Annotated in this window: 21 protein-coding genes and 3 pseudogenes; 11 read left to right on the top strand and 13 right to left on the bottom strand. The window is 64.0% G+C overall.

From position 1 onward, the window contains the following. Window positions 1-106 precede the first annotated feature (106 nt). The 4 genes from FQV39_RS05050 to FQV39_RS05035 are packed head-to-tail and all read left to right on the top strand — an operon-like array spanning window position 107 to window position 3,868. On the top strand, window positions 107-382 hold the full coding sequence (locus FQV39_RS05050; protein ID WP_149133667.1) for a (2Fe-2S)-binding protein: 276 nt from the start codon (window positions 107-109) through the stop codon (window positions 380-382). After that, a complete protein-coding gene (locus FQV39_RS05045; RefSeq protein ID WP_248313256.1) occupies window positions 379-1,797 on the top strand; it encodes an FAD/NAD(P)-dependent oxidoreductase in 1,419 nt (472 codons plus the stop codon). Before FQV39_RS05050 ends, FQV39_RS05045 begins: the two co-directional genes overlap by 4 nt. Further along, window positions 1,794-2,915, top strand: a complete 1,122-nt coding sequence (locus FQV39_RS05040; protein WP_149129299.1) for an NAD(P)/FAD-dependent oxidoreductase — start codon at window positions 1,794-1,796, stop codon at window positions 2,913-2,915. Before FQV39_RS05045 ends, FQV39_RS05040 begins: the two co-directional genes overlap by 4 nt. After that, the gene (locus FQV39_RS05035) at window positions 2,912-3,868 is read left to right on the top strand and encodes a dihydrodipicolinate synthase family protein (protein WP_149129298.1); all 957 of its coding nucleotides are present in this window, start codon (window positions 2,912-2,914) and stop codon (window positions 3,866-3,868) included. The genes FQV39_RS05040 and FQV39_RS05035 overlap by 4 nt, the downstream gene beginning before the upstream one ends. Before the next feature lie 58 nt (window positions 3,869-3,926). On the opposite strand, the pseudogene FQV39_RS34340 reads toward FQV39_RS05035, so the two are convergent. The 3 genes and pseudogenes from FQV39_RS34340 to FQV39_RS33595 all read right to left on the bottom strand — a co-directional run. After that, window positions 3,927-4,064, bottom strand: a pseudogene (locus tag FQV39_RS34340) (hypothetical protein); the annotation flags it as partial. A gap of 36 nt (window positions 4,065-4,100) precedes the next feature. Next, window positions 4,101-4,349, bottom strand: coding sequence for a type 2 periplasmic-binding domain-containing protein (locus tag FQV39_RS05025; protein WP_248313255.1), 249 nt, complete (start codon window positions 4,347-4,349; stop codon window positions 4,101-4,103). A 72-nt stretch (window positions 4,350-4,421) separates the two neighbouring features. Next, window positions 4,422-4,781, bottom strand: coding sequence for a hypothetical protein (locus FQV39_RS33595; RefSeq protein ID WP_248313254.1), 360 nt, complete (start codon window positions 4,779-4,781; stop codon window positions 4,422-4,424). On the opposite strand from FQV39_RS33595, the pseudogene FQV39_RS34335 reads away from it, so the two are divergent. Then, a pseudogene (locus FQV39_RS34335) lies at window positions 4,665-4,916 on the top strand (hypothetical protein); the annotation flags it as partial. The gene FQV39_RS33595 and the pseudogene FQV39_RS34335 sit on opposite strands and share 117 nt — an antisense overlap. On the opposite strand, the gene FQV39_RS05015 reads toward FQV39_RS34335, so the two are convergent. Both FQV39_RS05015 and FQV39_RS05010 read right to left on the bottom strand, forming a co-directional pair. Continuing rightward, complete coding sequence (locus FQV39_RS05015) at window positions 4,856-5,839, bottom strand: MFS transporter (RefSeq protein ID WP_248313253.1); 984 nt, start codon at window positions 5,837-5,839, stop codon at window positions 4,856-4,858. The pseudogene FQV39_RS34335 and the gene FQV39_RS05015 sit on opposite strands and share 61 nt — an antisense overlap. A gap of 227 nt (window positions 5,840-6,066) precedes the next feature. After that, a complete protein-coding gene (locus tag FQV39_RS05010; RefSeq protein WP_149133666.1) occupies window positions 6,067-6,672 on the bottom strand; it encodes a TetR/AcrR family transcriptional regulator in 606 nt (201 codons plus the stop codon). Between the two features lie 78 nt (window positions 6,673-6,750). On the opposite strand from FQV39_RS05010, the gene FQV39_RS05005 reads away from it, so the two are divergent. Together FQV39_RS05005 and FQV39_RS05000 are read left to right on the top strand one after the other, a co-directional pair. Next, window positions 6,751-7,866 (top strand): efflux RND transporter periplasmic adaptor subunit, encoded by a 1,116-nt coding sequence (locus tag FQV39_RS05005; RefSeq protein WP_149129296.1) that lies wholly within the window; start codon window positions 6,751-6,753, stop codon window positions 7,864-7,866. Beyond that, the gene (locus FQV39_RS05000; RefSeq protein WP_149133665.1) at window positions 7,866-10,976 is read left to right on the top strand and encodes an efflux RND transporter permease subunit; all 3,111 of its coding nucleotides are present in this window, start codon (window positions 7,866-7,868) and stop codon (window positions 10,974-10,976) included. Before FQV39_RS05005 ends, FQV39_RS05000 begins: the two co-directional genes overlap by 1 nt. Before the next feature lie 455 nt (window positions 10,977-11,431). Here the strand turns inward: FQV39_RS05000 and FQV39_RS04995 are convergent, their stop codons facing one another. From FQV39_RS04995 to FQV39_RS04985, 3 genes and pseudogenes are all read right to left on the bottom strand, one after another. Beyond that, window positions 11,432-12,415: an NAD(P)H-dependent flavin oxidoreductase gene (locus FQV39_RS04995; RefSeq protein WP_149129295.1), complete on the bottom strand. Its 984-nt coding sequence runs from the start codon at window positions 12,413-12,415 to the stop codon at window positions 11,432-11,434. 92 nt (window positions 12,416-12,507) lie between these two features. Continuing rightward, a pseudogene (locus FQV39_RS04990) lies at window positions 12,508-12,896 on the bottom strand (tautomerase family protein). 1 nt (window position 12,897) lies between these two features. Further along, window positions 12,898-13,968: an NAD(P)H-dependent flavin oxidoreductase gene (locus FQV39_RS04985; RefSeq protein WP_149129294.1), complete on the bottom strand. Its 1,071-nt coding sequence runs from the start codon at window positions 13,966-13,968 to the stop codon at window positions 12,898-12,900. Window positions 13,969-14,052: 84 nt separating this feature from the next. Here FQV39_RS04985 and FQV39_RS04980 point away from each other — a divergent pair, with 84 nt between their 5' ends. The 4 genes from FQV39_RS04980 (at window position 14,053) to FQV39_RS04965 (ending at window position 18,095) form a co-directional block, all read left to right on the top strand. Then, window positions 14,053-14,946 (top strand): LysR family transcriptional regulator, encoded by an 894-nt coding sequence (locus FQV39_RS04980; RefSeq protein ID WP_149129293.1) that lies wholly within the window; start codon window positions 14,053-14,055, stop codon window positions 14,944-14,946. Beyond that, window positions 14,939-16,165, top strand: coding sequence for a YbfB/YjiJ family MFS transporter (locus tag FQV39_RS04975; RefSeq protein ID WP_149129292.1), 1,227 nt, complete (start codon window positions 14,939-14,941; stop codon window positions 16,163-16,165). Before FQV39_RS04980 ends, FQV39_RS04975 begins: the two co-directional genes overlap by 8 nt. 123 nt (window positions 16,166-16,288) lie before the next feature. Next, complete coding sequence (locus FQV39_RS04970; protein WP_149129291.1) at window positions 16,289-17,476, top strand: aminotransferase class V-fold PLP-dependent enzyme; 1,188 nt, start codon at window positions 16,289-16,291, stop codon at window positions 17,474-17,476. Between the two features lie 226 nt (window positions 17,477-17,702). Continuing rightward, window positions 17,703-18,095: a LysR substrate-binding domain-containing protein gene (locus FQV39_RS04965; RefSeq protein ID WP_282570216.1), complete on the top strand. Its 393-nt coding sequence runs from the start codon at window positions 17,703-17,705 to the stop codon at window positions 18,093-18,095. 226 nt (window positions 18,096-18,321) lie between these two features. Here FQV39_RS04965 and FQV39_RS04960 read toward each other — a convergent pair whose 3' ends face one another. From FQV39_RS04960 to FQV39_RS04940, 5 genes are all read right to left on the bottom strand, one after another. After that, window positions 18,322-19,530 (bottom strand): aldo/keto reductase, encoded by a 1,209-nt coding sequence (locus FQV39_RS04960; RefSeq protein WP_248313252.1) that lies wholly within the window; start codon window positions 19,528-19,530, stop codon window positions 18,322-18,324. After that, window positions 19,457-20,317 carry an alpha/beta fold hydrolase gene (locus FQV39_RS04955; RefSeq protein WP_149129289.1) on the bottom strand — a complete coding sequence of 287 codons (861 nt, stop codon included), beginning with the start codon at window positions 20,315-20,317 and terminating at the stop codon, window positions 19,457-19,459. The genes FQV39_RS04960 and FQV39_RS04955 overlap by 74 nt, the downstream gene beginning before the upstream one ends. A 76-nt stretch (window positions 20,318-20,393) precedes the next feature. Next, window positions 20,394-21,395 carry an NADP-dependent oxidoreductase gene (locus FQV39_RS04950; RefSeq protein WP_149129288.1) on the bottom strand — a complete coding sequence of 334 codons (1,002 nt, stop codon included), beginning with the start codon at window positions 21,393-21,395 and terminating at the stop codon, window positions 20,394-20,396. A 61-nt stretch (window positions 21,396-21,456) separates the two neighbouring features. Next, the gene (locus FQV39_RS04945) at window positions 21,457-21,909 is read right to left on the bottom strand and encodes a DUF2147 domain-containing protein (protein WP_149129287.1); all 453 of its coding nucleotides are present in this window, start codon (window positions 21,907-21,909) and stop codon (window positions 21,457-21,459) included. Window positions 21,910-21,977: 68 nt separating this feature from the next. Continuing rightward, window positions 21,978-23,072, bottom strand: coding sequence for an alkene reductase (locus FQV39_RS04940; RefSeq protein WP_149129286.1), 1,095 nt, complete (start codon window positions 23,070-23,072; stop codon window positions 21,978-21,980). Window positions 23,073-23,083: the final 11 nt, after the last annotated feature.

The following is a 23,083-nucleotide window of genomic DNA, read 5'->3' as shown; positions in this document are numbered from 1 at the left end:
TGCATGAACGGTAGACAGTTTGTATACATTCATGCGATCTGTAAAGTGCCAAATGGCGTCACGTCCTGCTCGATCCGCAGGCAGGCGAGGATGGGTTCGCGCGGTGATGAAGCGTCTTGTGCAGGATGGGCGACCGCTCGTCGCGATCATGGTCGATGGCGAGGTCGTGGACGCTCGCGCTGGTGACCCGTTGGCGACGGCGCTTGCGCTGGCTGGGCGCATGCGGCTGCGGGCGAGCCCCAATGCCGGCGCGCCGAGAGGCGCCTTCTGCCATATGGGCGTCTGCCAGGAATGCGTGCTCCACGTCGATGGGGCCCTGCGGCAAGCCTGCCTGACGCCGGTTCGCGCCGGCATGGCGGTCGAACTGAGGGGTGTCCCGTGACGCATGACCTGATCGTGCTTGGAGCCGGTCCGGCCGGCGCCAACGCCGCGATGGCGGCGCGGAGGGCCGGGCTGAAGGTGATCCTGCTGGATGAGCAGGACAGCGCCGGCGGGCAGGTTTGGCGCCAGCCGCTGCCCGGCCTCGAGGGACTGCCCGTCTCGCCGGAGATACGTAGCGGCGACGCCCTGAGGACTCAGCTCTCCGCCGCGGATGTGGATTTGCGCTTCGGCCGCAGGATCTGGTCGGTCGGGCGACGGTTCCGCGTCGATGCGCTCGGTCCACAGGGCAACGAGACCGTCGAGGCGCCGAGCCTGATCGCTGCGACGGGCGCACATGAGCGCGTCGTGCCATTTCCGGGCTGGACCTTGCCGGGCATCATTGGCCTGGCCGCCGCGACCGTGCTGATCAAGTCGCAGGGCGTGACACCGGGGCGGAAGGTCGTCGTCGCCGGTTGCGGACCACTTCTCGTCGCCGTCGCGGCTGGTATCCTAAAGCTTGGCGGTGACGTGGCGGGAATCGTCGATCTCGCCGGCCGCCGCGATTGGCTCGCGGCTCTGCCATCATTGGCCACGCAGCCAAGGCTGCTCGGGCGCGGCGCGGGCTGGGGGTTGAAGATCGGCGCGGCGCGCATTCCTGTCCATTTCGGCCATGCTGTGAAGGCGGCGCAGGGTCAACATGCGCTGGAGCGCGTCGTGATCGCCCCAGTCGATCGCGACGGGGCATATGCGGCAGGGCCGGAACTCGCCATCGAGGCCGACGCGCTCTGTGTCGGCCATGGTCTCGTTCCGGGCGCCGAGGTCACGAAGCTCCTGCGCGCCGAACATCGCTTCGATCGCTTACGGGGCGGCTTCGTCCCGGTGCTCGACGCCTATGGCCGGACCTCCATCGCCGGACTCTATGCCTGCGGCGACGGCGCCGGTCTTCGCGGCGCCATCGTTGCCGAGCAGGCCGGGCGTTTGACGGGATTCACCGCTGCTCATGATGCTGGCGTCGTGCCCAACGACCGGTTTGCTCAAGTCGCAGGTCCGATCCTGGCCGCGATTTCGCGTGCCCGCCCGTTCTCGGACGCGATGGCCGGCATCATGGCGCTTCGTCCGGCACAGGTCGCGGCGATCGCGCCGGAGACGGTAGTCTGCCGTTGCGAGGACGTGACGCGCGGCGAAATTGATGCGGCTCATCGGGCGGGCGCGCAGGACGTCAACCAGCTCAAGCATTTCACCCGTTGCGGCATGGGCCCGTGCCAGGGCCGTATGTGCGGCGACATCGCGGCCGAACTGCTGGCGAGCAAGGTCGGCTCGCGCGAGCAGGTCGGCTACTGGACCGGAAGGCCGCCGCTGCGGCCCGTGCCGTTCGACGCCCTGATGGGCGCCTTCGATTATTCCGACATCCCCATACCGGAGCCCGCACCGCTGTGATCCACGATCTCGCCGTCGTCGGAGGAGGGGTGCATGGCGCCACCGTCGCGTTGTTCGCGGCGCGCGGCGGCATGGACGTCGTCCTACTGGAGCGGGGCGCGCTCTGCCGCGAGGCCTCGGGCGTCAATGCCGGCACGCTGACGATGCAGATGACCCGCGTCGCGCTCATCCCCTATGCGCTGCGCGCCCATGCGATGTGGGCCTCGGCGCCCGATTGGCTCGGGCACGATGTCGGCGTCGGCGTCTGCGACGGCCTCTCCCTTGCCTTCACCGAGCGGGAGGAGGAGCTCCTTACCTATCGCGCCGGCAAGCGGCGCGAGGCCGGAGCACCGATCGAGCTGATCTCGGGCGCTCAGGCCAAAGCGGTCGAGCCCGGCGTCTCCGATAAGGTGCGGTTGGCGGGCTATTGCCGCGTCGATGGCTTCGCCAATGCCTATCTGACTGGCGTCGCCTATCGTCGGGCGCTTCTCGACGCGGACGTCACACTGCGCGAATACACGCCCGTTTCCGGCGTCGAGCGCGACGCGGGGAGCTTCACGTTGCAAACGCCGACCGGGCTGGTGTGCGCACGCCGCATCGTGCTTGCAGGCGGTGTCTGGCTCGAGCCCATGCTGGCCTGGCTCGGCGTGGGGCTCCCGATCAAGACGCTGGTGAACCAGCTCGCGGTCAGCGAGCGCGTCGCGCCGGTCATGCGCACGGTCGTCGGCATCGCCAACGGCTTGCTTTCGCTCAAGCAATATCCACACGGCACGGTGGTGATCGGCGGCGGCTGGCAGGGCATTGGCGATCGCGAGCGCGGCGGCGTCGAACTACTGCCCGAGCGGCTCGTCGGCAATGTGCGGCTTGCCTGCCACGCCATCCCGGCGCTGAGGAGCGCGAGGCTGGCGCGCGCTTGGGCCGGGCTCGAAGCGGAGACCCGGGATGCGCTGCCGGCCGTGGGACCGGTACCGGGCGTCGAAGGCGCCTATGTCTGCGGCAGCGTCCACTCCGGCTATACGAGCGGCCCCTACATCGCGCGCCTGCTCGCCGACCACCTGCTCGGACGCGAGCCCGAACTTCCGCTCTTTCCGATCGATCGCCTGCTTACGACGGGTGAACAGCTGCGAGACCATGCATGATCCGATCCTTTCTCGACCGCCTGCGCGGCATCCATGCGGCGACGATCGTGCCGATGAAGCCGGATTTCTCGATCGACGAGGATGCTCTGGCGGCACATATCTCTCGCGTCGCAGCCGTGCCGGGCATCAACGGGCTGCTGGTCAACGGCCATGCTGGCGAGAATTTCGTGCTGTCGCTTGCAGAGAAGCGGCGCGTCGTCGAGATCGCACGCGAGCACTCCCCAGAGGACTGTCTCATCGTCGCCGGAGTGAACCACGAAGCCAGCCTCGAAGCGGCACGCGAGGCGGCCATGCTTCAGCAGGCCGGGGCCGACGGCCTGCTGGTCTTTCCGCCCAATAGCTGGGCGCTTGGCCATGCCGATGCCTGTGTGATCGAGCACCATGAGCGCGTGCGCGATGCCACGCACGCGCCGCTCATGCTCTATGGCGCGCCGGTAGGCGCAGGCGCGATGGCCTATTCTCCGTCGGTGCTGCGGCACTTGGTGATGGATCCGCGCTTCGTCGCGATCAAGGATGGCAGCTGGGAAGTGGCCGCCTATGAGGAGAATCTGCGGTTGATCCGCGGGCTTCGGCCTGATTTCAGCGTGCTAGGCTCGGGCGACGAGCATCTACTGACAAGCTACATCATAGGCAGCGCCGGCAGTCAGGTCAGCCTGGCGGCCGTGGTGCCCGAGCTCGTGGTCGCGCTCTGGAACGCAGCCGAGGCGGGGGATTGGACGGAAGCACGCGCCGTGCATGAGCGGCTCTACCCCCTGTCTGTCGCGGTCTATCGCGACGCACCCGGCGGACGCGCCACCGCGCGTCTCAAAGCCTGCCTGAAGCTTCTCGGACGTCTGTCGCACGACACAGTGCGGCCGCCGCAGCCTTCCGCGACCGCGGAAGAGCTAAGCACGCTCTCCGCGGCACTGCATATCGCCGGATATCCAACTGACATGCGCGGAACGGAGCAGTGACATATCGGTCGGAGTGCCGTCGAAGATTGGCCATCGTGTCTGAGCGGCCCCCTTCGAAATCGTCGATGTGAACGACGGTCGAACCGTCCGCCTCCTGCCAGGAGATCGCAGGTGCCACCGAAAAGGTGGCGCCACTGAAAGTCGACAGTCGCAGTGCCACCTGCGCGGCGCTGATGAGGTTGCGGCCGCGCTGCATACGATCGAGGACTAGCTTGCCGCTTTCCGGTGACATTTATCCCTGCTGGACGGTCCGGCTCGTCTCATGAACGGCGACGTGCTGAAGCGCGGCATCCTTCGCGCGCCAGCGATGCCAAGCGAGATGCAGCAGAAAACCGGGCACTGGAACAGGTGGCAGGAAGGATACGAGCCCTTCGAAGTCGGGCAGGATGCGCGAGGGCAGCAGGGCGATCATGTCCGAGCCCAGAAGCAAGCCCGGCACCATCTGGAAGTTCGGCGCCGTGACAGGCCACGGCTTACCCATTCGGCGTCGACCGGCGTGCGCGTGTCGCCCCGGCCCGAGACAAGGATATGCGGATAGCCCTGAAATGTCCGGTTACGGGCGGCGAGGCAGAGTCCGCAAATGGCGCGGACGAGAACGAACTTTGTTGCTTCTCAGTTCGAAGCTTACCCCGCCTGCCCAAAGCTCATTTACTGACTGTGTCAGCTCAGCCGAGGCGAAGCGTCGTACCTGGATCGAAGGCGTCTTCAGCCCGCGCCAACCGCCACGGCCATAGCGCTCGACATAGGCTTTGAGGGCACGCACACGCTGGCCCGGGCGAAGCGATTGCGGATCGCCATGGTCGAGCATCACCGCTGGATCCCGGGCAATGATCCCTGGCTGAATGCCGCCGACCATGTCTATGTCGAGCCGGAAGGCGGCTATCTGCGGCCGGAGAATTGTATTGCCGCGCAACTGCGCCTCGCCGTCGCGGCCGGCGCATCCCTAGCGCTTGACACTCACGTCCGGGAGATCGTTCCGCACGAGGATCATGTCGAACTGCGGACCGACCACGACACGATCCGCGCCGGCCGCCTCGTCGTGAGCGCGGGAGCCTGGGCCGGCAAGCTGCTCGGTCCCACTTTCGAGGGCCTGCTGCGCCCCACGCGCGAAATCCTGCACTGGTACGGCCTGGATGCGGCTGCAACCCCGCCTGGGACGACGCGCCCGTCTTCATCTGGGCGACAGGCGTGCGGCAGGGCTTCTATGGCTTCCCGGCCATGGATGGTCAGGATAGCCGGAGCCGCAGCGAAGAAGGTGTAAAGTCCGCCGATGACGAGGCCCACCGACAGAGCGGGGAAAAGAAAGAGCGGATCGAAGGCGAGGCGACCGTAGGCGGATGCCACGGCTGAAGCCGTAAGGGTTGCTCTGCGGTCTGCGGGATGGGTTTCGCCGACGCTCGTGGAATAGTGCAGTCCAAGCATCATGCCAAACGCCGCCACGACCAGGAACGTGACCCGCCAGCCGAACAGACCGTCGAGCGCACCACCGAGTAGCGGCGAAAAGCCAGGTGCGGCCGCTCCGGCGATCATGGTCAGCGCCAAAGCCCGCGCGAGCGCTTCTCCATCGAACAGATCACGAGCGATCGCGCGGGACAGGACCGAGGCCGCGCAGGCTCCGAGTGCCTGAATGACGCGGCCGAGAACGAGGAGGGACAAGGTTTCCGCAAGAGCACAAAAGATGCTACCGGCGGCGAAGACCGCGAGGCCGCCCAGCACCAGCCATTTGCGACCGAAGCGATCGGAGAAGGGACCGACCACAAGCTGCCCGAGTGCGAAGGCGACGAAGAAGCTGCTCAGCGTCAGGCCGAGTTCCTGAGACGATACGCCGAGGCTGGCGCCGATCCGCGGGAAGGCGGGCAGGATGATGTTGGTTGCGAGTGAGCCAAGGGCAGCCAATCCCGCGAGGAGGAAAATGGTACCTCTCGTCAGCGGGCGCTCGGCAACCGAGGGCGTGGTCGGCAGCGAGGACATCAGGGCTTCCTGACCTGCGCACGAAGTTCAGCCACTTGCGCTTCGAGAGTCCTGACCCGCCTCTCAACGAAGTCGAGTTCAGTGATCTCCATGGCTTGCTCAAACTGCCGAAGGTTCTCCAGCCATCGGCGCCAAGTGGTTCGTGAAAACAACGCTGCAAATTCGAGTGGATCATTTGAAAAGGTGTCCTCTGTTGCCGTGCGTGAGCGTTCCGGCCGACGACATCGTCATTGATGCGACCGAGACGGTTCGTTGTTCGCATGTGCCTCCGTCAGAACACTGTCCGCGGCCGCTTGGAGGAACTGCTTCGACAGCCGCTCGTCGTTGATGGCCCGGGATAGGACGACCGCGCCGACCATGGTCGAGAGAATGGCCATGGCCTTGCCGAGCGGCTGCTCGCCATCGGCTTCGCCAACCCATTGGCCGAGCAATTCGAGATGCTCCCGGATTCCGGCCTCGAACGACGCCTTCACCTCACTCCCTTGCCGGGCAGCATCCGAGCCGAGCGCCACGATCGGACACCCATCCATCTTCTCTTCGCGATGTCCCGAACTGAGGTAAAACGCGATCACCGCGTGGAGCGGATCTTGCGGATTGGTCTCGGCTGCGGCGGCCCATCGGCCGAAAGCACTCTCCAGCGCTCGCCTCGAGGCCTGCGCCGCGAGATCGTCCTTAGATGCAAACTGCTTGTAGAAGGCCCCCTGGGTGAGCCCGGCGCTCTCCATCAGGTCCTTGAGGCCGATGCCGTCGAACCCGTGCTCCCGAAAGAGACGGCTCGCCACATTGATCACCGTCTGCCGATTTTCCTCCGCCTGAACGCGACTGACCCGCATCGAGACCTCCATAATTAGATTGCGTTTGACATCTATAGAGAATATAGAGTGCGAACGCAATCTAATTGGTGCAAGGCGATGAGCAAGAGGAAGAGGTCGGTTATCGCGTTCGGAAGCGTCCTGGTCGCAGCAGGGGCGGTGGCTGCATTCATCGTGCTCTCCACGCGTCCGCAGAAGGCCTCCGCCGTGGGAGATCCACGGCAGGAACCTCCGATCGTCAGGTTGGCGAAAGCGATGCGCGTTTCCGGCTCGGAACGCGGCTTTACGGGCGTCATCGGAGCGAGAGTGCAGAGCAATCTCGGCTTTCGCGTTCCCGGCAAGATCGTCGAGCGGCTCGTGAATGTCGGGCAGCAGGTCAAGGCTGGCGAACCGCTCATGCGGATTGACGAAACGGACCTTCGCCTGGCGCTTACGGCGAAACGAAACGCCGTTGCCGCAGCGCGAGCCGCCGTCGTTCAGACCGACGCGGATGAGCGGCGTTATGCCAATCTGGTCAACAATGGCTGGGCCTCTCGCCAACGCTACGAGCAGGCAAAGGCCGCCTTGGACACGGCCAAGGCGCAACTCGCGGCTGCTGAAGCCGAAGCCCGGGTCGCCGAGAACGAGGCGACCTATTCGGTCCTGGTAGCGGATGCGGATGGGACCGTGGTCGAAGCTCTTGGAGAACCCGGGCAGGTCGTTTCCGCCGGGCAGACCGTCGTCCGCTTGGCCCAGGCCGGTCCGCGCGAAGCCGTGGTCGCTCTTCCGGAAACGATCCGGCCGGCGATCGGGTCGGCAGCCGAAGCGAGTGTGTATGGGAGCGATGGGCGTCCTCATACCGCGCATCTCCGGCAGTTGTCGGATTCAGCCGATGCCCTGACCCGGACGTACGAGGCCCGCTATGTCCTGGACGGAGAGGCCGCAGCGGCTCCACTCGGCGCGACCGTGACCGTTCGCGTTGCCAGTCAGGCAAACCGACCCGAAGTGCAGGTTCCGCTCGGCGCCGTTCTCGATGACGGGAGGAAGACCGGGGTATGGGTGGTGGACGGCGCCAGCTCGACCGTCCGTTTCCTGCCCGTCAAGCTCACCCGGGTGAGCGGGGAAACCGCCACGATTACCGGAGTGAATCCCGGCGATCCGATCGTTTCGCTTGGAGCTCATCTCCTACGGGAGGGGGCTCGCGTCAGGACCGGCTCTGACGACGGGAGCAAATGATGAGTTTCAATCTTTCCGCGATTGCCGTTCGCGAACGTGCCGTCACGCTGTTTTCCATCCTCCTGCTCGTAGCCGCCGGTGCGTACGCCTTCTTCATGCTGGGCCGGGCGGAGGACCCCAACTTCACCATCAAAACCTTGACGGTCACGACCGCGTGGCCGGGCGCGACCGCGCGAGAGATGCAGGATCTCGTCGCTGAACCGCTGGAGAAGCGCATCCAGGAGCTGACCTGGTACGACAGAGTCGAGACAACCACGCGTCCGGGCTACGCCTATATGACGGTCACGCTGAAGGACAGCACTCCGCCGTCGGCGGTGCAGGAGGAGTTCTACCAGGCCCGCAAGAAGCTGGGCGATGAAGCTCGCAATCTGCCGCCAGGCGTACTCGGCCCGTTCGTCAACGACGAATATTCGGATGTCAGCTTCGCGCTTTATGCGCTCAAGGCGAAGGGCATGCCGATGCGCGAGCTGGTCCGGCAGGCCGAGTTGATCCGCCAGGACCTTCTGCACGTGCCGGGCGTCAAGAAGATCAACATCCTGGGCGAGCTCCCCGAACAGATCTTTGTCGAGTTTTCATTCGCCAAGCTGGCGACGCTCGGTGTCTCGGCGCAGGACATCGTCGGCGCCCTGCAACGACAGAACACCGTCACTCCGTCGGGTTCGATCGACACGCGAGGACCGCGGGTCTTCATCCGGATTGACGGAGCCTATGATGGCGTCCAAGCGATCGCCGACACTCCGATCGTTGCAGCGGGAAGAACGCTGAAGCTCGGCGATGTGGCCGATATCCGCCGTGGTTACGAGGATCCTCCGAGCTTTCTCATTCGGCACGAAGGCGAACCCACCATCATGCTCGCGGCGGTGATGCAGGAAGGCTGGGATGGCCTCGCCCTGGGCAGGGCGCTGGAGGCGAAGACCGCTGCCATCGCGCAAACGCTGCCTCTCGGGATGACGCTCGACAAGGTTTCGGATCAGGCCGTCAACATCGCCTCAGCCGTGGACGAGTTCATGCTGAAGTTCGCGATGGCGCTCGGCGTCGTGCTGCTCGTGAGCCTGCTCAGCCTCGGTTGGCGCGTCGGTATCGTGGTGGCGGCGGCGGTCCCTCTGACGCTCGCCGTCGTATTCCTCATCATGCTCGAAACCGGCCGGTTCTTCGATCGGATCACGCTAGGCGCCCTTATCCTCGCGCTCGGCTTGCTCGTCGACGATGCCATTATCGCCATCGAAGTGATGGTGGTGAAGATGGAGGAGGGCATGGACCGCATCAAAGCTGCGGCCTATGCCTGGAGCCACACGGCAGCGCCGATGCTGTCGGGAACGCTCGTGACGATCGCCGGGTTCCTCCCGGTAGGCTTCGCCCGCTCGACCGCCGGCGAATATGCCGGGAACATCTTCTGGGTCGTGGGCTTCGCCCTCATCGTCTCCTGGATCGTCGCGGTGGTCTTCACGCCCTATCTCGGCGTCAAAATGCTGCCCGCGATCAAACCGATCGAAGGCGGCACCCACGCGATCTACGACACACCGAATTATCGGCGCCTCCGGAGAGTCATCAGCCTGGCCGTGCGCCACAAGTTCCTGACCTGCGCCGTCGTCGCCATCGCCTTTGCGTTGGCCGTTGTCGGCATGGGCGGAGTGAAGCAGCAGTTCTTCCCGACCTCCGATCGTCCGGAGGTGCTGGTGGAGGTCCGCCTGCCGGAAGGCACCAGCATCGAGACAACGACCGCTACGGTTAAGACTCTCGAGGACTGGTTGAATCGCCAATCCGAGACAAAGACCATCACGAGTTACATCGGTCAGGGTGCTCCGCGCTTCTTCTTTGCCATGGCGCCGGAACTGCCGGACCCGGCATTCGCCAAGGTCGTCGTTCGCACTCCGGACGCAGAGGCACGCGAGGCATTGAAGCACCGGCTGCGAGAGGCGGTCGCACAAGGACTTGCGCCGGAAGCCTATATCCGCGTCACACAACTTGTGTTCGGCCCGTACACACCGTTCCCCGTCGAATTCCGTGTCATGGGGCCAGACCCTGTGCAGCTCTACGGCATCTCCGAAGCGGCGCTTGGTCTCATGCGCGACGTCTCCGATGTGCGGCAAGCCAACCGCGATTGGGGGAACCGCACGCCCACGCTGCGTTTCGTCCCGGATCAGGATCGACTCAACCTCATCGGTCTTTCGCCAGCCGAGGTCGGCAGACAACTCCAGTTCCTCCTCACCGGCGTGGCCGTCACACAGGTCCGCGAAGACATCCGCAATGTTCCTGTCGTGGCGCGCAGCGCTGGGGCAGAGAGGCTCGATCCAGCGCGCCTGGCGGATTTCTCACTGATGAGCCGGGATGGACGACAGGTTCCGCTCGACCAAATCGGCCATTCCGAGATCCGTCTGGAAGAGCCGATCCTGAAGCGTCGGGACCGAACGCCGGTTATCACGATCCGATCGGACATCAACGAGGCGACGCAGCCTCCCGAGGTATCGAAGCAGGTCATGGCAGCGCTTCAGCCAGTGATCGCCTCCCTTCCGGCCGGGTATCGAATTGAAATGGGCGGATCGATCGAGGAGGCAGCCAAGGCCAATATCGCGCTGGGCAAGGTTTTCCCGATCATGATCGCGGCAACGCTGATCGTCCTTATGCTTCAGGTGCGATCATTCTCGATGATGGCCATGGTGCTGTTGACCGCACCGCTCGGACTCGTCGGCGTCGTGCCGACGCTGCTCGCTTTCAATCAGCCCTTCGGCTTCAACGCCATTTTGGGCTTGATCGGGTTGGCTGGCATTCTGATGCGCAACACGTTGATCCTGACCGAACAGATCAAGGAGAACCAGGCGGCGGGACTCGACGACTACCACGCCGTGATCGAGGCGACCGTGCAGCGTACGCGGCCCGTAATCTTGACCGCATTGGCCGCCGTTCTGGCGTTCATACCCCTCACACATTCCGTGTTCTGGGGATCGATGGCCTATACGCTCATCGGGGGCACCGCGGTCGGCACGGTGTTGATCCTGCTCTTCCTGCCGGCCCTCTACACGGCGTGGTTCCGGATCGAGCCGACGGCGGATGGTCTCCATGAGACTTCGGCGGAGGAACGGCTGTCGCCGATGGCAATCGCCGCCGAGTGAAACTCTCTGTTAAAGAGCGGCGGTCGTTCTATCCGGTTCGCAAGGGCGGGGACTGTGCTTTCATGTCTCTTGTTCGGGCTAGCCTGAGTGCAACGATCGCTGCGGCAAGTGCGACGCCCGCGCTCACGACAAAGAGGGCGTTCAAGCCTGATAGATCCGGCATTAGGTAGCAAAGACCACCGATATCTCAGTAAGTATCTGACTTGGAAGGGTTTCCGCCTCCTCGGCGCGGTCGAGAGTTTCGGTGACGCGTGCCCGCCTCGCCCGGCATCCACCCGCTCCTGGAAGGTCGCCGGGATCTCGCCCCCGAGCAGACGTTCCGAAGGTCGCAGAAGGGTAGCTTCCAGACATTGAGTCATTGCCGCCAAGCGGACATGCCATGCGCCGCCCGGACAGGTGCTCTGATCCCGGCGTTAGAGGAGCTATCGCCGGGATCAGAGCGAGGGTGGTGCAGATCAGGCGCTCGCCTTCTGTGGTGCGAATTTGCCCACCAGATCCGCGGCTTGCTGCATTATCCGCGAGATGACCTCGGCGGCCGGCGGCACATCGTGAACCAGTCCGATGGCCTGTCCGACGGTGACGTTGGCGGTGTCGTAGTCACCGGCAGACCAGGCTTCCTCCACCTTCAGGAGTTCTTCCGCGCGCATCTTGCGAAGTTCAGCCTCCCTGCCGTGCCACTTCTCGATGAAGGCGTTCTTCAAGAGGCGGCCCGTGTATCCCCGCGGCCAATCCTTCTGCCTGACGATGTCATAGACGGACGTGCGAATGGTGGCATCGCCATCGGCGGCGATAACTTTCTGCTTGGCAGCAGGATGGATGAGCGATTCCTGGGTTGCCCAGAACCGCGTCCCCATGAGCACCCCGTCCGCGCCGAGCTCAAGCACGGCCGCCAGCCCGCGACCGTCGGCAATCCCACCGGCAGCCGCCACCAGTGGCGAAGCCGCGTTCCTGCTCGCGAGCTCTATGACGAGCGACAGCAGCGAGAGCATCGTGTATTCGTCGAGCCCGTGGCCGCCAGCTTCCGTGCCCTGTGCGACGACAACATCCGCTCCGACGTCGATCGCGCGCCTCGCCTGATCCGGCGTATGGACCTGGCAGATCAATGGCACCTTTGCCTTCTTGACCCGCGCCGCCAGAAGGGCGGGATCAGAAAACGACAGCATCATCGCCGTCGGCCTGTCCGTCAGCGCGCGTTCGAAAAGATCGAGATCCCTTTCGGCCGCCCAGGTGATGAAGCCACATCCGACGCGCGGATGCGTAATGTTGCGGGTCTCCTCCTCGTACCAGGCCCGATCGGCATATCCGCCGCCCAGCAGTCCAAGCGCTCCCGCCTGGCTGACCGCGGAAGCGAGCGCTCCACCAGCAGCAGGGGTCATCGGAGCTAGGATGATGGGGTGCTCGATATCAAAAAACCGCGTCAGCCGCGTCGAAATTGCCATGTTTTCCTCCCGTTGCTGCGAAAGGCCCGTTTGCCGGGCGCTTATTGTTGAGGTCACGCGTTGGCGCGAAAGACGCGCGGCGATGATAAGGATTAGAGTTCGCCTGTCAGGAATTGCGCCCTGCCGTGGCCGAAGCTCCAATCTTCATCGGAGTTTTCGACGCAGGAGATTGCGATATCTTCAGGCCGAATAGCGCAGCGCTCGCCGAGATACTTTACCGCAAGAGCGTAGAAGCGCTCCTTCATCTCGCGAGAGCGCGGCCGGGTCGTCACCTGGATCAGGACGCGCTTGTCGCTTCGTTCGAAGCCGAGCCCGGTATCTTCGAGTATCAGGCGCGAGGGCTCGCGCTCGGTCAGGATCTGGTAGCGATCTCGCACCGGCACGCCGAACGCCTCGACCATGGCGTCGTGCCGCCCTGAAGCAGGAGGACTAGCTCCTCTTCGCGGCGCCCCCTCACGACGTCAATTCTGAGCAGAGGCATGTCACAGGCTCCGGGCAGGACCGGAAGGCGCTGCGTTGAGTTCGCGAACCAAGGTGGCGACGAGCTCGGCCGCCGGCATGGCTCGGGCAAGAGGAGCTCCTTGACCCGCCCATTGGGCGCCAAAGCCATGTTCGCCTTTGCCCTTTGCCGCGGAATGGAGCGCCTTTCCGGCGTCGTAGGCGATCGGGTAGTCGGGAGGCAGGAGGTCAGCCACGCTTTTGTGAAGCCCCGTAAAGCGATTGGCGAGAGCCCGCGCCGGCCGGCCCGAGATGAGGGTCGTCAGCCGAGTGTGATCGGCGCCAGGACCTGTCAATGCTGCCCGGTATGCCTCATCGGCCGCCGATTCCGGGCACGCTATGAAGGCCGTGCCCAGTTGGGCGGCGCTCGCGCCGAGATCGAGCACGGCGGCAATCCCCGCCCCATCCATGATGCCGCCCGCGGCAATGATGGGCAGCTTGATGTTCTGCACCAGGAGGCGTGTCAGAGCGATCGTGCCCAACCCATCGTCTGGAGCGGACGGGTCGAACACGCCGCGATGCCCGCCCGCCTCAATGCCTTGCGCCACGATCGCATCAATGCCAGCGGCCTCGATCTTGCGGGCTTCCTCAAGGCTCGTTGCGGTTGCGAGCAGAGTTGCGCCCGCCCGCTTCAATCCCGTGATCGCATCGAGCGCCGGCACGCCAAAGTGAAAGCTGACGACAGGCGGCTTCGTCTCGATGAGCATCGCCAGCATCTCTTCGTCGTCGGCGAAGCTCTTGTAGATCGTTCGCAGCGCCTTCGGAGGCTCGGCGCCGAATTCGGCAAACAGGGGCGAAAGCCAATCCAGCCAAGCTGCCTCGCGCGCCGGATCGGCCTTTGCCGGGCCATGTACGAACACGTTGACGGTGAAGGCACGATCGGTGCGCGATCTCAGATCCGCAATCGCCGCTCTGGCGCCGGCGGCATCCGTCGCACCGACTCCGATCGAACCCAAACCGCCGGCATTTGACACAGCCGCCGCCAAGGCTGGGGTCGAAACACCCGCCATCGGCGCCTGCACGATCGGCACTTCGACGCCCAGTGCATCCAACATTCCGGCCTCCTCGGCAAAATTCATTGACTAAAATTCACAAAAAGAGAATACAGAGTCAATAACATTCTTTGTTGGAGAATTCATATGGACTTCGCCGCGCTTGCGGTTTTCCGAACCGTCGCCAAGGAGCAGAGCATCACGCGCGCCGCGGAGCTGCTTGGCCGCGTGCCGTCGAACGTCACGACCCGAATCCAGCAAATCGAAGAAGAGCTCGGCGTGCCGCTGTTCCTGCGCGAGCGGAAGGGCATGACGCTGACCGATGCGGGGCGGACCTATCTCGATTATGCCGATCGCATCCTAAACCTCGCCGACGAGGCCGTTCAGGTCGTCAATCCTGCTGGTCCCGCGGGGGTGCTTCGCATTGGTTCGATGGAATGTACCGTCGCGAGCCGGTTGCCCGCTCCCCTCGCTCGCTTCAATTCACAATGGCCCGAGGTCACGATCGACCTTTCGACGGCGCCCACCAGGCAGCTTATCGACTCCCTGTTCGCGCATCGCATCGACTGCGCGCTGATCGCCGTCCCTTCAGGAGATTGGTGGCTGGGACCGCATGAGCTCGACAAGGTTCCAGTCTTCCGGGAAGACCTTGTCCTTGTTCTACCGCCGGGGCATCCCGAGGTGCGTTATGCCGACGATATCAAGCCGAAGTCGCTGGCGGCCTTCGCGCCCGGGTGCACCTACCGCATGCTCGCGGAAGAATGGCTCACGGGTTTCGGCACGCTCAAGGGACGTTTCGCTGTCCAGGAGGTGCGCTCGTACCACGCAATGTTTGCCTGCACAGCTTCGGGCTCGTGCTTCAGCGTCATTCCCCGCACCGTGCTCGATCTGATGTGCCACATGGGCACCGTCGCGGAGAAGGCGCTGATGCGCGTGGATACTTACCTTGCCAGCCGGCCGGGATTTTCAACACCAGCTTTCAATGAGTTCCGCAACACGCTCGCGGCGTTCTCGGATATCGAGGACAACGCAGATGCGTAGAAGGGGAGATGGCGCGGCGACGGTCGCTGCTGCGCTAGTGCTGATCGTTGGCATGGGCTTTGGTCGATTTGCCTTCACAGGCCTTTACCCGCTGATGATCGCCGATCACGATCTCTCAGTGCGGGCCGGATCGTATGCCGCCTCCGGCAACTACGCCGGATATCTGGTCGGCGCGTTGTTGAGTGCCTTTCTGTCTCGCGTTCCGAGCAGGCAGCTTTGCAATATTGCGGTCGTCTCGACGGTCGGCCTGCTTGGTGTTCTGGCGCTTCGATTACCTGAATGGGCGATCGTAGCGGTGCGCGGGCTCTCCGGTGTTTCCAGCGCGCTTGCCATGGTCGCCGCCTCGCATTGGCTGATTCATGATCGCCGATACCACCATGGGGCTCCCGCCCTTTTCGCCGGCGTCGGGATCGGGATCCTGGTTTCAGCAGAAATTATTGCCGTTGCGCATAGCGTCGGTTTCGCGGCTCGAACGATCTGGCTCATGCTGGCACTCGCCTCGGGAGTGATCTCCGTCGCAGCCATCCTGATGCAGAGGCAAGCCGATCGCATTCCGCTCTCGGCGTCGGAGAAGCCCTCCAACTCCGCACCTGCGAAGTCGCAACCACTAGGTGCCAAACGGCTCATCGCGATCTACGGTCTGGCCGGGCTGGGGTATATCGTTACGGCGACCTATCTGCCGCTCCTCGTCGGTCAGGTCCTTAAGTCTGCCGATCCGGTCCATATCTGGGCCGTATTCGGTCTGGGAGCCGTGCCTTCGTGCTTCTTTTGGCACGCGATGCACGAACGATTTGGCGTCCGCCTTAGCCTCACAGCGAATCTTTTGGTCCAGGCGGTCGGCGTCATGCTGCCGATCCTGCATACGCCCGCGGCATATATTCTGAGCGCGTTGCTGGTTGGCGGAACCTTCATGGGAACCGTGACGATCGCCATGCCGGCGGCCCGGAAAGTCGCAGAAACGGTCCGGTTCAACATATTGGCCGTTATGACGACGGCTTACGGCATCGGCCAGATAGTAGGCCCGCTAGCGGCTGACGCGATCTACTCGCGTTGGCAGTCTTTCGACCTTTCCCTGGCAATCGCGGCGGTCGCGCTGATGGGCGGAGGCATATTGGCGGTTTTCCGGCCGGGCGCCGAACGTCATTCAGCGACCACTCAATTGACCGCCCATGACGCTGCATTGGCTCGGCATTCTGCCGGGAATGCCGACGGCAAATGAGTTTCTGAGCGTTGGCCTTCGCACCGACGGCAGAGCGAAGTCGCGCTCGTATTTCTCAGCCTTGAAAGTGAAAATGCTTTTCTTCAAGGCAGTCTTGAAGCCTACCATCGATTGGATGTCGCCATGTTGATCGACCTGCATCGCGTTCGTGCCGAGACCCCGGGCACGCAACACCGAAATCATATGAACAACGCCGGGGCGGCCCTGATGCCGGTGCCGGTGATCGACACCGTAATGGGGCATCTTCGCCGCGAGGCCGAAATCGGTGGCTATGAAGCTTCTGCCGAAGCGGCCGCGCGGGTGCTCGCAGTGTACGACAGCATCGCTCGCTTGATCGGAGCGCACAGCGACGAAATCGCCGTCACCGAAAATGCCACGATTGCTTGGCAGCGCGCGTTCTACGCGATGAACTTCAAAGCCGGTGATCGCATCTTGACGACCTCGGCCGAGTTCGCGGCGAACTACATCGCATTTCTGCAAATGGCGAAGCGGACCGGAGCCTCGGTAGAGGTGATCCCAGACGATGCATTTGGGGCGCTCGATCCTGAAGCACTGGATCGGATGATCGACGATCGCGTACGCCTGATTGCGATCACCTGGATACCCACCAACGGCGGCCTCGCGAACCCTGCCGCGGAGGTGGGTCGTGTGGCCCGAGCGCGCGGCGTGACATACCTGCTTGATGCGTGCCAGGCGATTGGTCAGATGCCCGTCGACGTCGATGCATTGGGTTGCGATATTCTGACAGCAACCGGCCGGAAGTTTCTCCGAGCCCCGCGTGGAACCGGCTTCTTGTATATGCGCCGGAGCCTGCTCGAACGCACCGAGCCGGTCATGCTCGACCTGTTCGGAGCGAGAGTGGACGTGTTGGGCGGTTACGAGATGCGCGCGGATGCTCGTCGGTTCGAGACGTGGGAAACCAATTACGCGACGAAGCTCGGATTGGGCGCTGCTGCGGAATACGCTCTTGCCGTCGGTCTCGGCGCTATCGAAGCGCGATGTCAGGAGCTTGCGACCAACCTGCGAGCTGGGCTTGCAGAGATTCGAGGAGTGACGGTTCATGACCTTGGACGACAGAGAGCGGCGATCGTCTCGTTTACGCTGGAAGGGATCGACGCCTCGACGGTCATGCAGAAGCTGTCGGAGGCTGGCATCAACGTTTCGGTGTCGCCACCCGCGAGCACGCCGATCGACGCCACCACGCGCAGGTTGCCACCGGTCGTGCGTGCATCTCCGCACTATTACAACAGCGAGGACGAAATCGCCGCCGTCATTGCGCGCGTCGAGGCCATTTCCAGACGGTCTGCTTGAAACTCGGCCTCGAGTTTGAGTTGGCGATCAGAGCAATTTTGCGGGGCCGAATGCCAGGCGAGCCACTGCTTCAGCTTGGCGGATTCCATGATGGCAGGGAGTGGCTCTCGGCAGAACCGGCAGGGCGATGCCGATCACAAGGAAACCGGTGAGCACCGCTGCCATAATCGGCAGCAGCGTGACGGCAACCGAACACTCCGCGCCAAAGGATGAGGATGAGGGCGCCATGTTACCGCGCAGCCTTCATCCGGTCGGTCGTGAAGACAAAGTCGCGCCGCAGGACCTGACCGACCACAACTGCATCAACCTGCGGCTGCCGATCCATGGCGGTCTCTATGCTTGGGAATTCGAGAAGAAGGGCAGGGAGCTCAACGTCAGGGTCGATGGCCAACTGATCTTCAATACCGCGAGCCTGATGCTGAAGGCAGCGCTGGATGGCCATGGCTTGGTCTATCTGACGGAACGCCAGGTCGCGCCCTATCTGGCCGATGGCCGGCTCGTTCGCGTTCTCGCCGATTGGTGCGAGCCCTTTTCCGGCTACCATCTCTACTACCCGAGCCGGCGCCAGCCAACGCCGGCTTTCGCCCTGCTGGTCGAGGCCCTGTGGTATCGTCGATAGCCGCAGAGCGAATGAGCTTCCGGCTATTCAGCGATCGCCGCGACGCGGAGCGGATGCTCGCCGCGTATCAGCAGCGGTTCGGCTCCCCGGTCGAGCCGGATCTCTTGGCCTTCAAGGTCATCATCGACGCTCTCCGGCAGACGGGTATGACTTCGGAAGCGATGCAATGCGCAACCGAGAACGCGGCGCCCCCCGCCTTGCCGAGCCAGTTGGAATGCGGGCGCGTTCAGGCAACGATCCGCCGCGCGCGCTCCTCTCCTGCCCGAGACCGAACCGTCCGTGTCGGCGAGGCGGGGTCGAGACTGCTGACGCTGTCAAGCCGATGCAGTTGTTCCGCGGAGAAGCTGACCGCAAGCGCTCCCAGGTTGCTGGTCAGTTGCTTCAACGAGCGCGGTCCGATCATGGGGATCGCTCCATGCGTTCCGGCCCAGGCAATAGCGACCTGGTCGGCACTGACGCCGAGTTCGTCGGCAACCGCGAGCACGGTATCGAGGGTTTTCGTGCGCTGCTGTGAATTCTCCGGCTGGAACACCCTGCCGCCCATGCTTTCTGCCCGGCCTTTTTCACCCTGCCTGTATTTGCCGGTCAGCATGCCGCCGCCGAGCGGTGACCAGGTGACGACGCCAAGCCCGAGTGCCTCGGATGCCGGGAAGAGATCGGCCTCGGGCTCGCGATGGACCAGGCTGTGCTCGAACTGCGCGGCTGCGATCGGCACCGCCCTAGAAAATTCCGCCAGCGTTGCCGCACGCGAAAGCCGCCAGGCAGGGAAGTTCGAGAGGCCGGCATACAGGATCTTGCCGGCGCGGGCGAGGTCGTCGAAGCCGCGAACGATTTCCTCGGCCGGAGTGACGCCATCGGGATGATGTACCCAGTAGAGGTCGATCCGGTCAGTCTTCAACCGCGTGAGGCTCGCCTCCACCGATGCGATCATGGCCTTACGGCTGTTACCGGTGACGAGCCTATCGGAGTTCGGGGCCGCCCCGTTGGTGAACTTGGTCGCGAGTACGAAACTCTCACGTCGCCCCTCCAGCAGCGTGCCCAGGAGTTCTTCCGACTGCCCGAACTGATAGATGTCGGCAGTGTCGATGAAGTTGCCGCCAGCCTCGGCATAGGCGTCGAAGATCGCCTTGCTCGTTTCCGGGTCGGCGCCATGGCCCCAGCCGGTGCCGAAATTCCCAGTGCCGAGCGCGATCTGCGAGACCCGGAGGCCAGTGTTCCCAAAGGGCGTGTATTTCATGTCCGCATCCTCCTGCATCGAGCTGGTTTGGCGATGAAATGTTGAACCGGTATCGAACGGGCGAGCTCTTGCATGGGGATCATGCGGGCTGCCTGAGAGCGTCCGTTGGCGAGTTCTTCCGGCATCAGCTCGCCAGGAATTCCAGAGCCTTGCGCAGGAAGGCCTCGTGGTGCTGGAAGATGCCGCCGTGCCCGGCATCTTCGTAAAGATCGAGCTCGGAATTCGGCAGGCGGCGTGCAAGATCGAGCGAGTTGGCGGTGGGCACCATGATGTCGTTGTCGCCATTGGCTACCAGGACCGGAATCCGGATGGCGCCGAGGTCCTGGCGCGGTTGCCGGCCCCAGGCTTTGATCGCCTTGAGCTGCCTCAGGAACGCGGCCAGGGTGATCGGCTTGTCGCGGTCCGCCTGGCGCTCCCGCAGCCGTTCCAGAAAGGCCTTCGCGGCGCGGCGGCCATTCGCGGTCGATGTGAAGAAGAGGTAGAATTTCGGGTCGCGGAACGTCAGCAGGCCCTTGAGGATGAGCGGCCAGGACACTGCCCCGACCTTGTCGATGCCTGTGCCCCCGGCCGGGCCGGTTCCGGTCAGGATGAGCTTTCGGACGAGACCGGGCTGTTTCAGCACGATGTCCTGCGCAACGAAGCCGCCGAGAGAGAAGCCGAGCAGATCGACCTCCGCGAAGCCCAGTGCCCGGATCACGGCGATCGCGTCCAGCGCCATCTCGGCTACGGTAAGCGGCGCCCCGCCGCCTGATGCGCCGACGCCGCGGGAGTTGATGGCGACCACGGGCCTGGTTGCGGCCAGCCCGTCGACGATACGCGGATCGAAGTTGTCCAGCGTCGCGCCCCAATGATTCAGCAGGATCAGCGGAACACCGGACACGGACCCGAGCTGCCGGTAGGCGAACTTCGTCCCGGCGGCATCGACGCTCCTGGTCGGCGCGTCCTTCCACTCTATGCGATTGGTGCGTGCGATGGACATGTTCATGTTGATGTCTCGAATTGCTAGGCCGACCTGCTTTTGCAGCGCTGCCCGTGATGTCGGGTGCCCGGCGGTGCGGGGTTCACCTCAGCTTGACGACGACCTTGCCCTTCGCGCGTCCGGTCTCGATGAAAGCCAAGGCTTCTGCGGTCGCTTCGAACGGGAAGGCGCGGTCAATCACAGGATGAATGGCTCCGGCTTCAATCAGCGACGTGATCTCGCCGAGCTGCTCGCCATTCGCGCGCATGAACAAGAATGAATAGCCGACGCAATGGCGCCTCGCCTTCCTCCGGATGCCGAAGCTCAGCAGACGCGTGAGCTGCCGCAGGAGCCAGTTCAGCCCCTGTTCCCTGGCAAAAGCCAAGTCGGGGGGGCCGGAGATGGAGATCAGCTTGCCGCCCGGCTTCAACACCTCCAGGGATTTTCGGAGCGTGTCGCCATCCAGGCTGTTGAGCACGACGTCGTAGCCTGACAGGACCTTCTCGAAATCCTGATTCTTGTAGTCGATCACGACATCGGCACCGAGGCTCCTGACCAGCTCGACGTTCGCCGTGCTCGTGGTCGTCGCGACCGTCGCGCCGAGATGTTTTGCCAACTGGATCGCGAATGTACCGACGCCGCCCGAGCCGGCATGGATCAGGATCTTCTGCCCTTTGCGCAAACCAGCCTGCTCGACCAGCGCCTGCCAGGCGGTCAGCCCGACCAGGGGGATGGACGCCGCTTCCGCCATGGAGAGGTTCTTCGGCTTCAGCGCCATGTCGGCTTCGTTGATCGCAATGCGCTCTGCGAAGGCGCCGATCCGGCCGTCACGGGGGCGAGCGTAGATTTCGTCCCCCGGCTTGAAACGCTGAACCCCGGCCCCGACTCGAACGACGATTCCGGCCACGTCGTGCCCTGGGATGAACGGCGGGCGATAGGGCAGGATGAGCTTGAACTCGCCGTCCCGAATCTTCGAATCTAGGAGATTGAGCCCGGCGGCGTGAATCTCGACCAGGACGTCGTCTTGCCCCAGCGCCGGTTCCGGCATCTCGCCGAACCGCACAGGACCCTTCTTCCGGTATCGATCGACGATGAAGGCTTTCATGATGTTTTCTTTTCCGAGTGGCTTACTCTGGACTGGTGGTCTTCCCGATGATTCCGGCGCCTTATTCCTGGCGGACCCAGGTCTGCGAGCGACCCAGCAGCGACACACCGACGAAGCCGCGCACGTCGAGCTTCCTGCCGCCGTCGGTGAGGGAGATCTTGCTGCTGTAGATCTTGCCGCAGTCGGGATCGAGAATCTGGCCGCCGGTATAGTCACCGCCGTCCTTCTTCAGTCCGGAGAGGATGACCAGGCCGACGACGGGTGCATTCCTGAGTGCGCCTTCGCACTTCGCGCAGGTCGGGCTTTCGCCCGGGGCGAGGAAGACCTTCTCGACCTTGCCTTGCAGCGCACCGTTGGTTTCCGTGATGCGGATCAGTGCCCTGGGCTTGCCTCTGGCGTCGTCGATATTCCGCCACAAGCCGACGGGCGAGGCATTGTCCGCCCACGCGACCGCGGCTGTCAGCGTCGCGGCCATGACGAGCGCGAAGGAGGCGGATCGATTCAGGATGCGCATTGCAATGGTTCCCAGGTTATGGGCTTTCGTCGCCGAGCGGTGTTGGGGCGGATGTCACCACCGATCGGTCATGCATGGCTGGAAGCGCTGAAAGGGGGGTAGTCGGTGTAGCCTGCGGAACCGCCGCCATAGAGCGTCGCTGGGTTGAAGTTCGCCAGAGGCGCTCGCGTCTTCAGCCGTTCGACAAGGTCGGGATTGGCGATGAACGGGCGTCCGAAGGCGAACAGATCGGCTTTGCCTTCGGCAAGCCGCGACGTCGCGAGTTCGAGGTCATAGCCGTTGTTGGCGATGTAGGTCTTGCTGAAACGTCGGCGCAGCGACGCGAAGTCGAACGGCGCGACATCGCGCGGTCCACCCGTCGCCCCCTCGACGACATGGATATAGACGATGCCCAAGGTATTCAGTTGATCGACGATATAGTCGAACTGCGCCTGGGGCGCGCTGCTCGACACGCCGTTGGCGGGCGAGACGGGCGATATCCGGATGCCGGTACGATCTGCTCCGATCTCGCCGGCCACCGCGGCCGTGACCTCCAGCATCAGGCGGGCGCGGTTCTCGACGGAGCCGCCATAGGCATCCGTACGAGTGTTCGCGCCGTCCTTGGCGAACTGGTCGAGCAGGTAGCCGTTGGCGCCGTGGATCTCGACGCCGTCGAAACCGGCGGCCATGGCGTTCGCTGCCGCCTGCCGGAAATCAATGACGATCCCGGGAAGCTCGTCGAGCTCCAGCGCACGCGGCTGCGATACGTCGGCGAAGCCGTTGTTCACGAACGTCTTGGTCGCCGCCCGGATCGCCGAGGGCGCAACCGGCACGGTGCCGTGCTCTTGCAAATCGACATGCGAAACGCGGCCGACATGCCAGAGTTGCAGGAAGATGCGGCCGCCCCTGGCGTGCACGGCCTCGGTGGCCCGGCGCCAGCCATCGATCTGCGCCCGGGTGTAGATGCCGGGCGTGTCCTGATAGCCCTGTCCCTGACGCGAAATCTGGGCGGCTTCGGAGATCAGCAATCCGGCCGAGGCGCGCTGGCTGTAATATTCCGCTGCGAGGTCGCCCGGTACGAAACCTGTACCGGCGCGATTGCGCGTCAAAGGCGCCATGACAATGCGATTGGAGAGGGTGAGCGGGCCGAGGGAATAGGGCTCGAACAGGGTACGGTCGTTCATAGGTCACCAGT

It is taken from the genome of Bosea sp. F3-2 (assembly GCF_008253865.1).
Taxonomy (GTDB): Bacteria; Pseudomonadota; Alphaproteobacteria; order Rhizobiales; family Beijerinckiaceae; genus Allobosea.
This window is presented reverse-complemented; position numbering and strand designations above follow the sequence as displayed.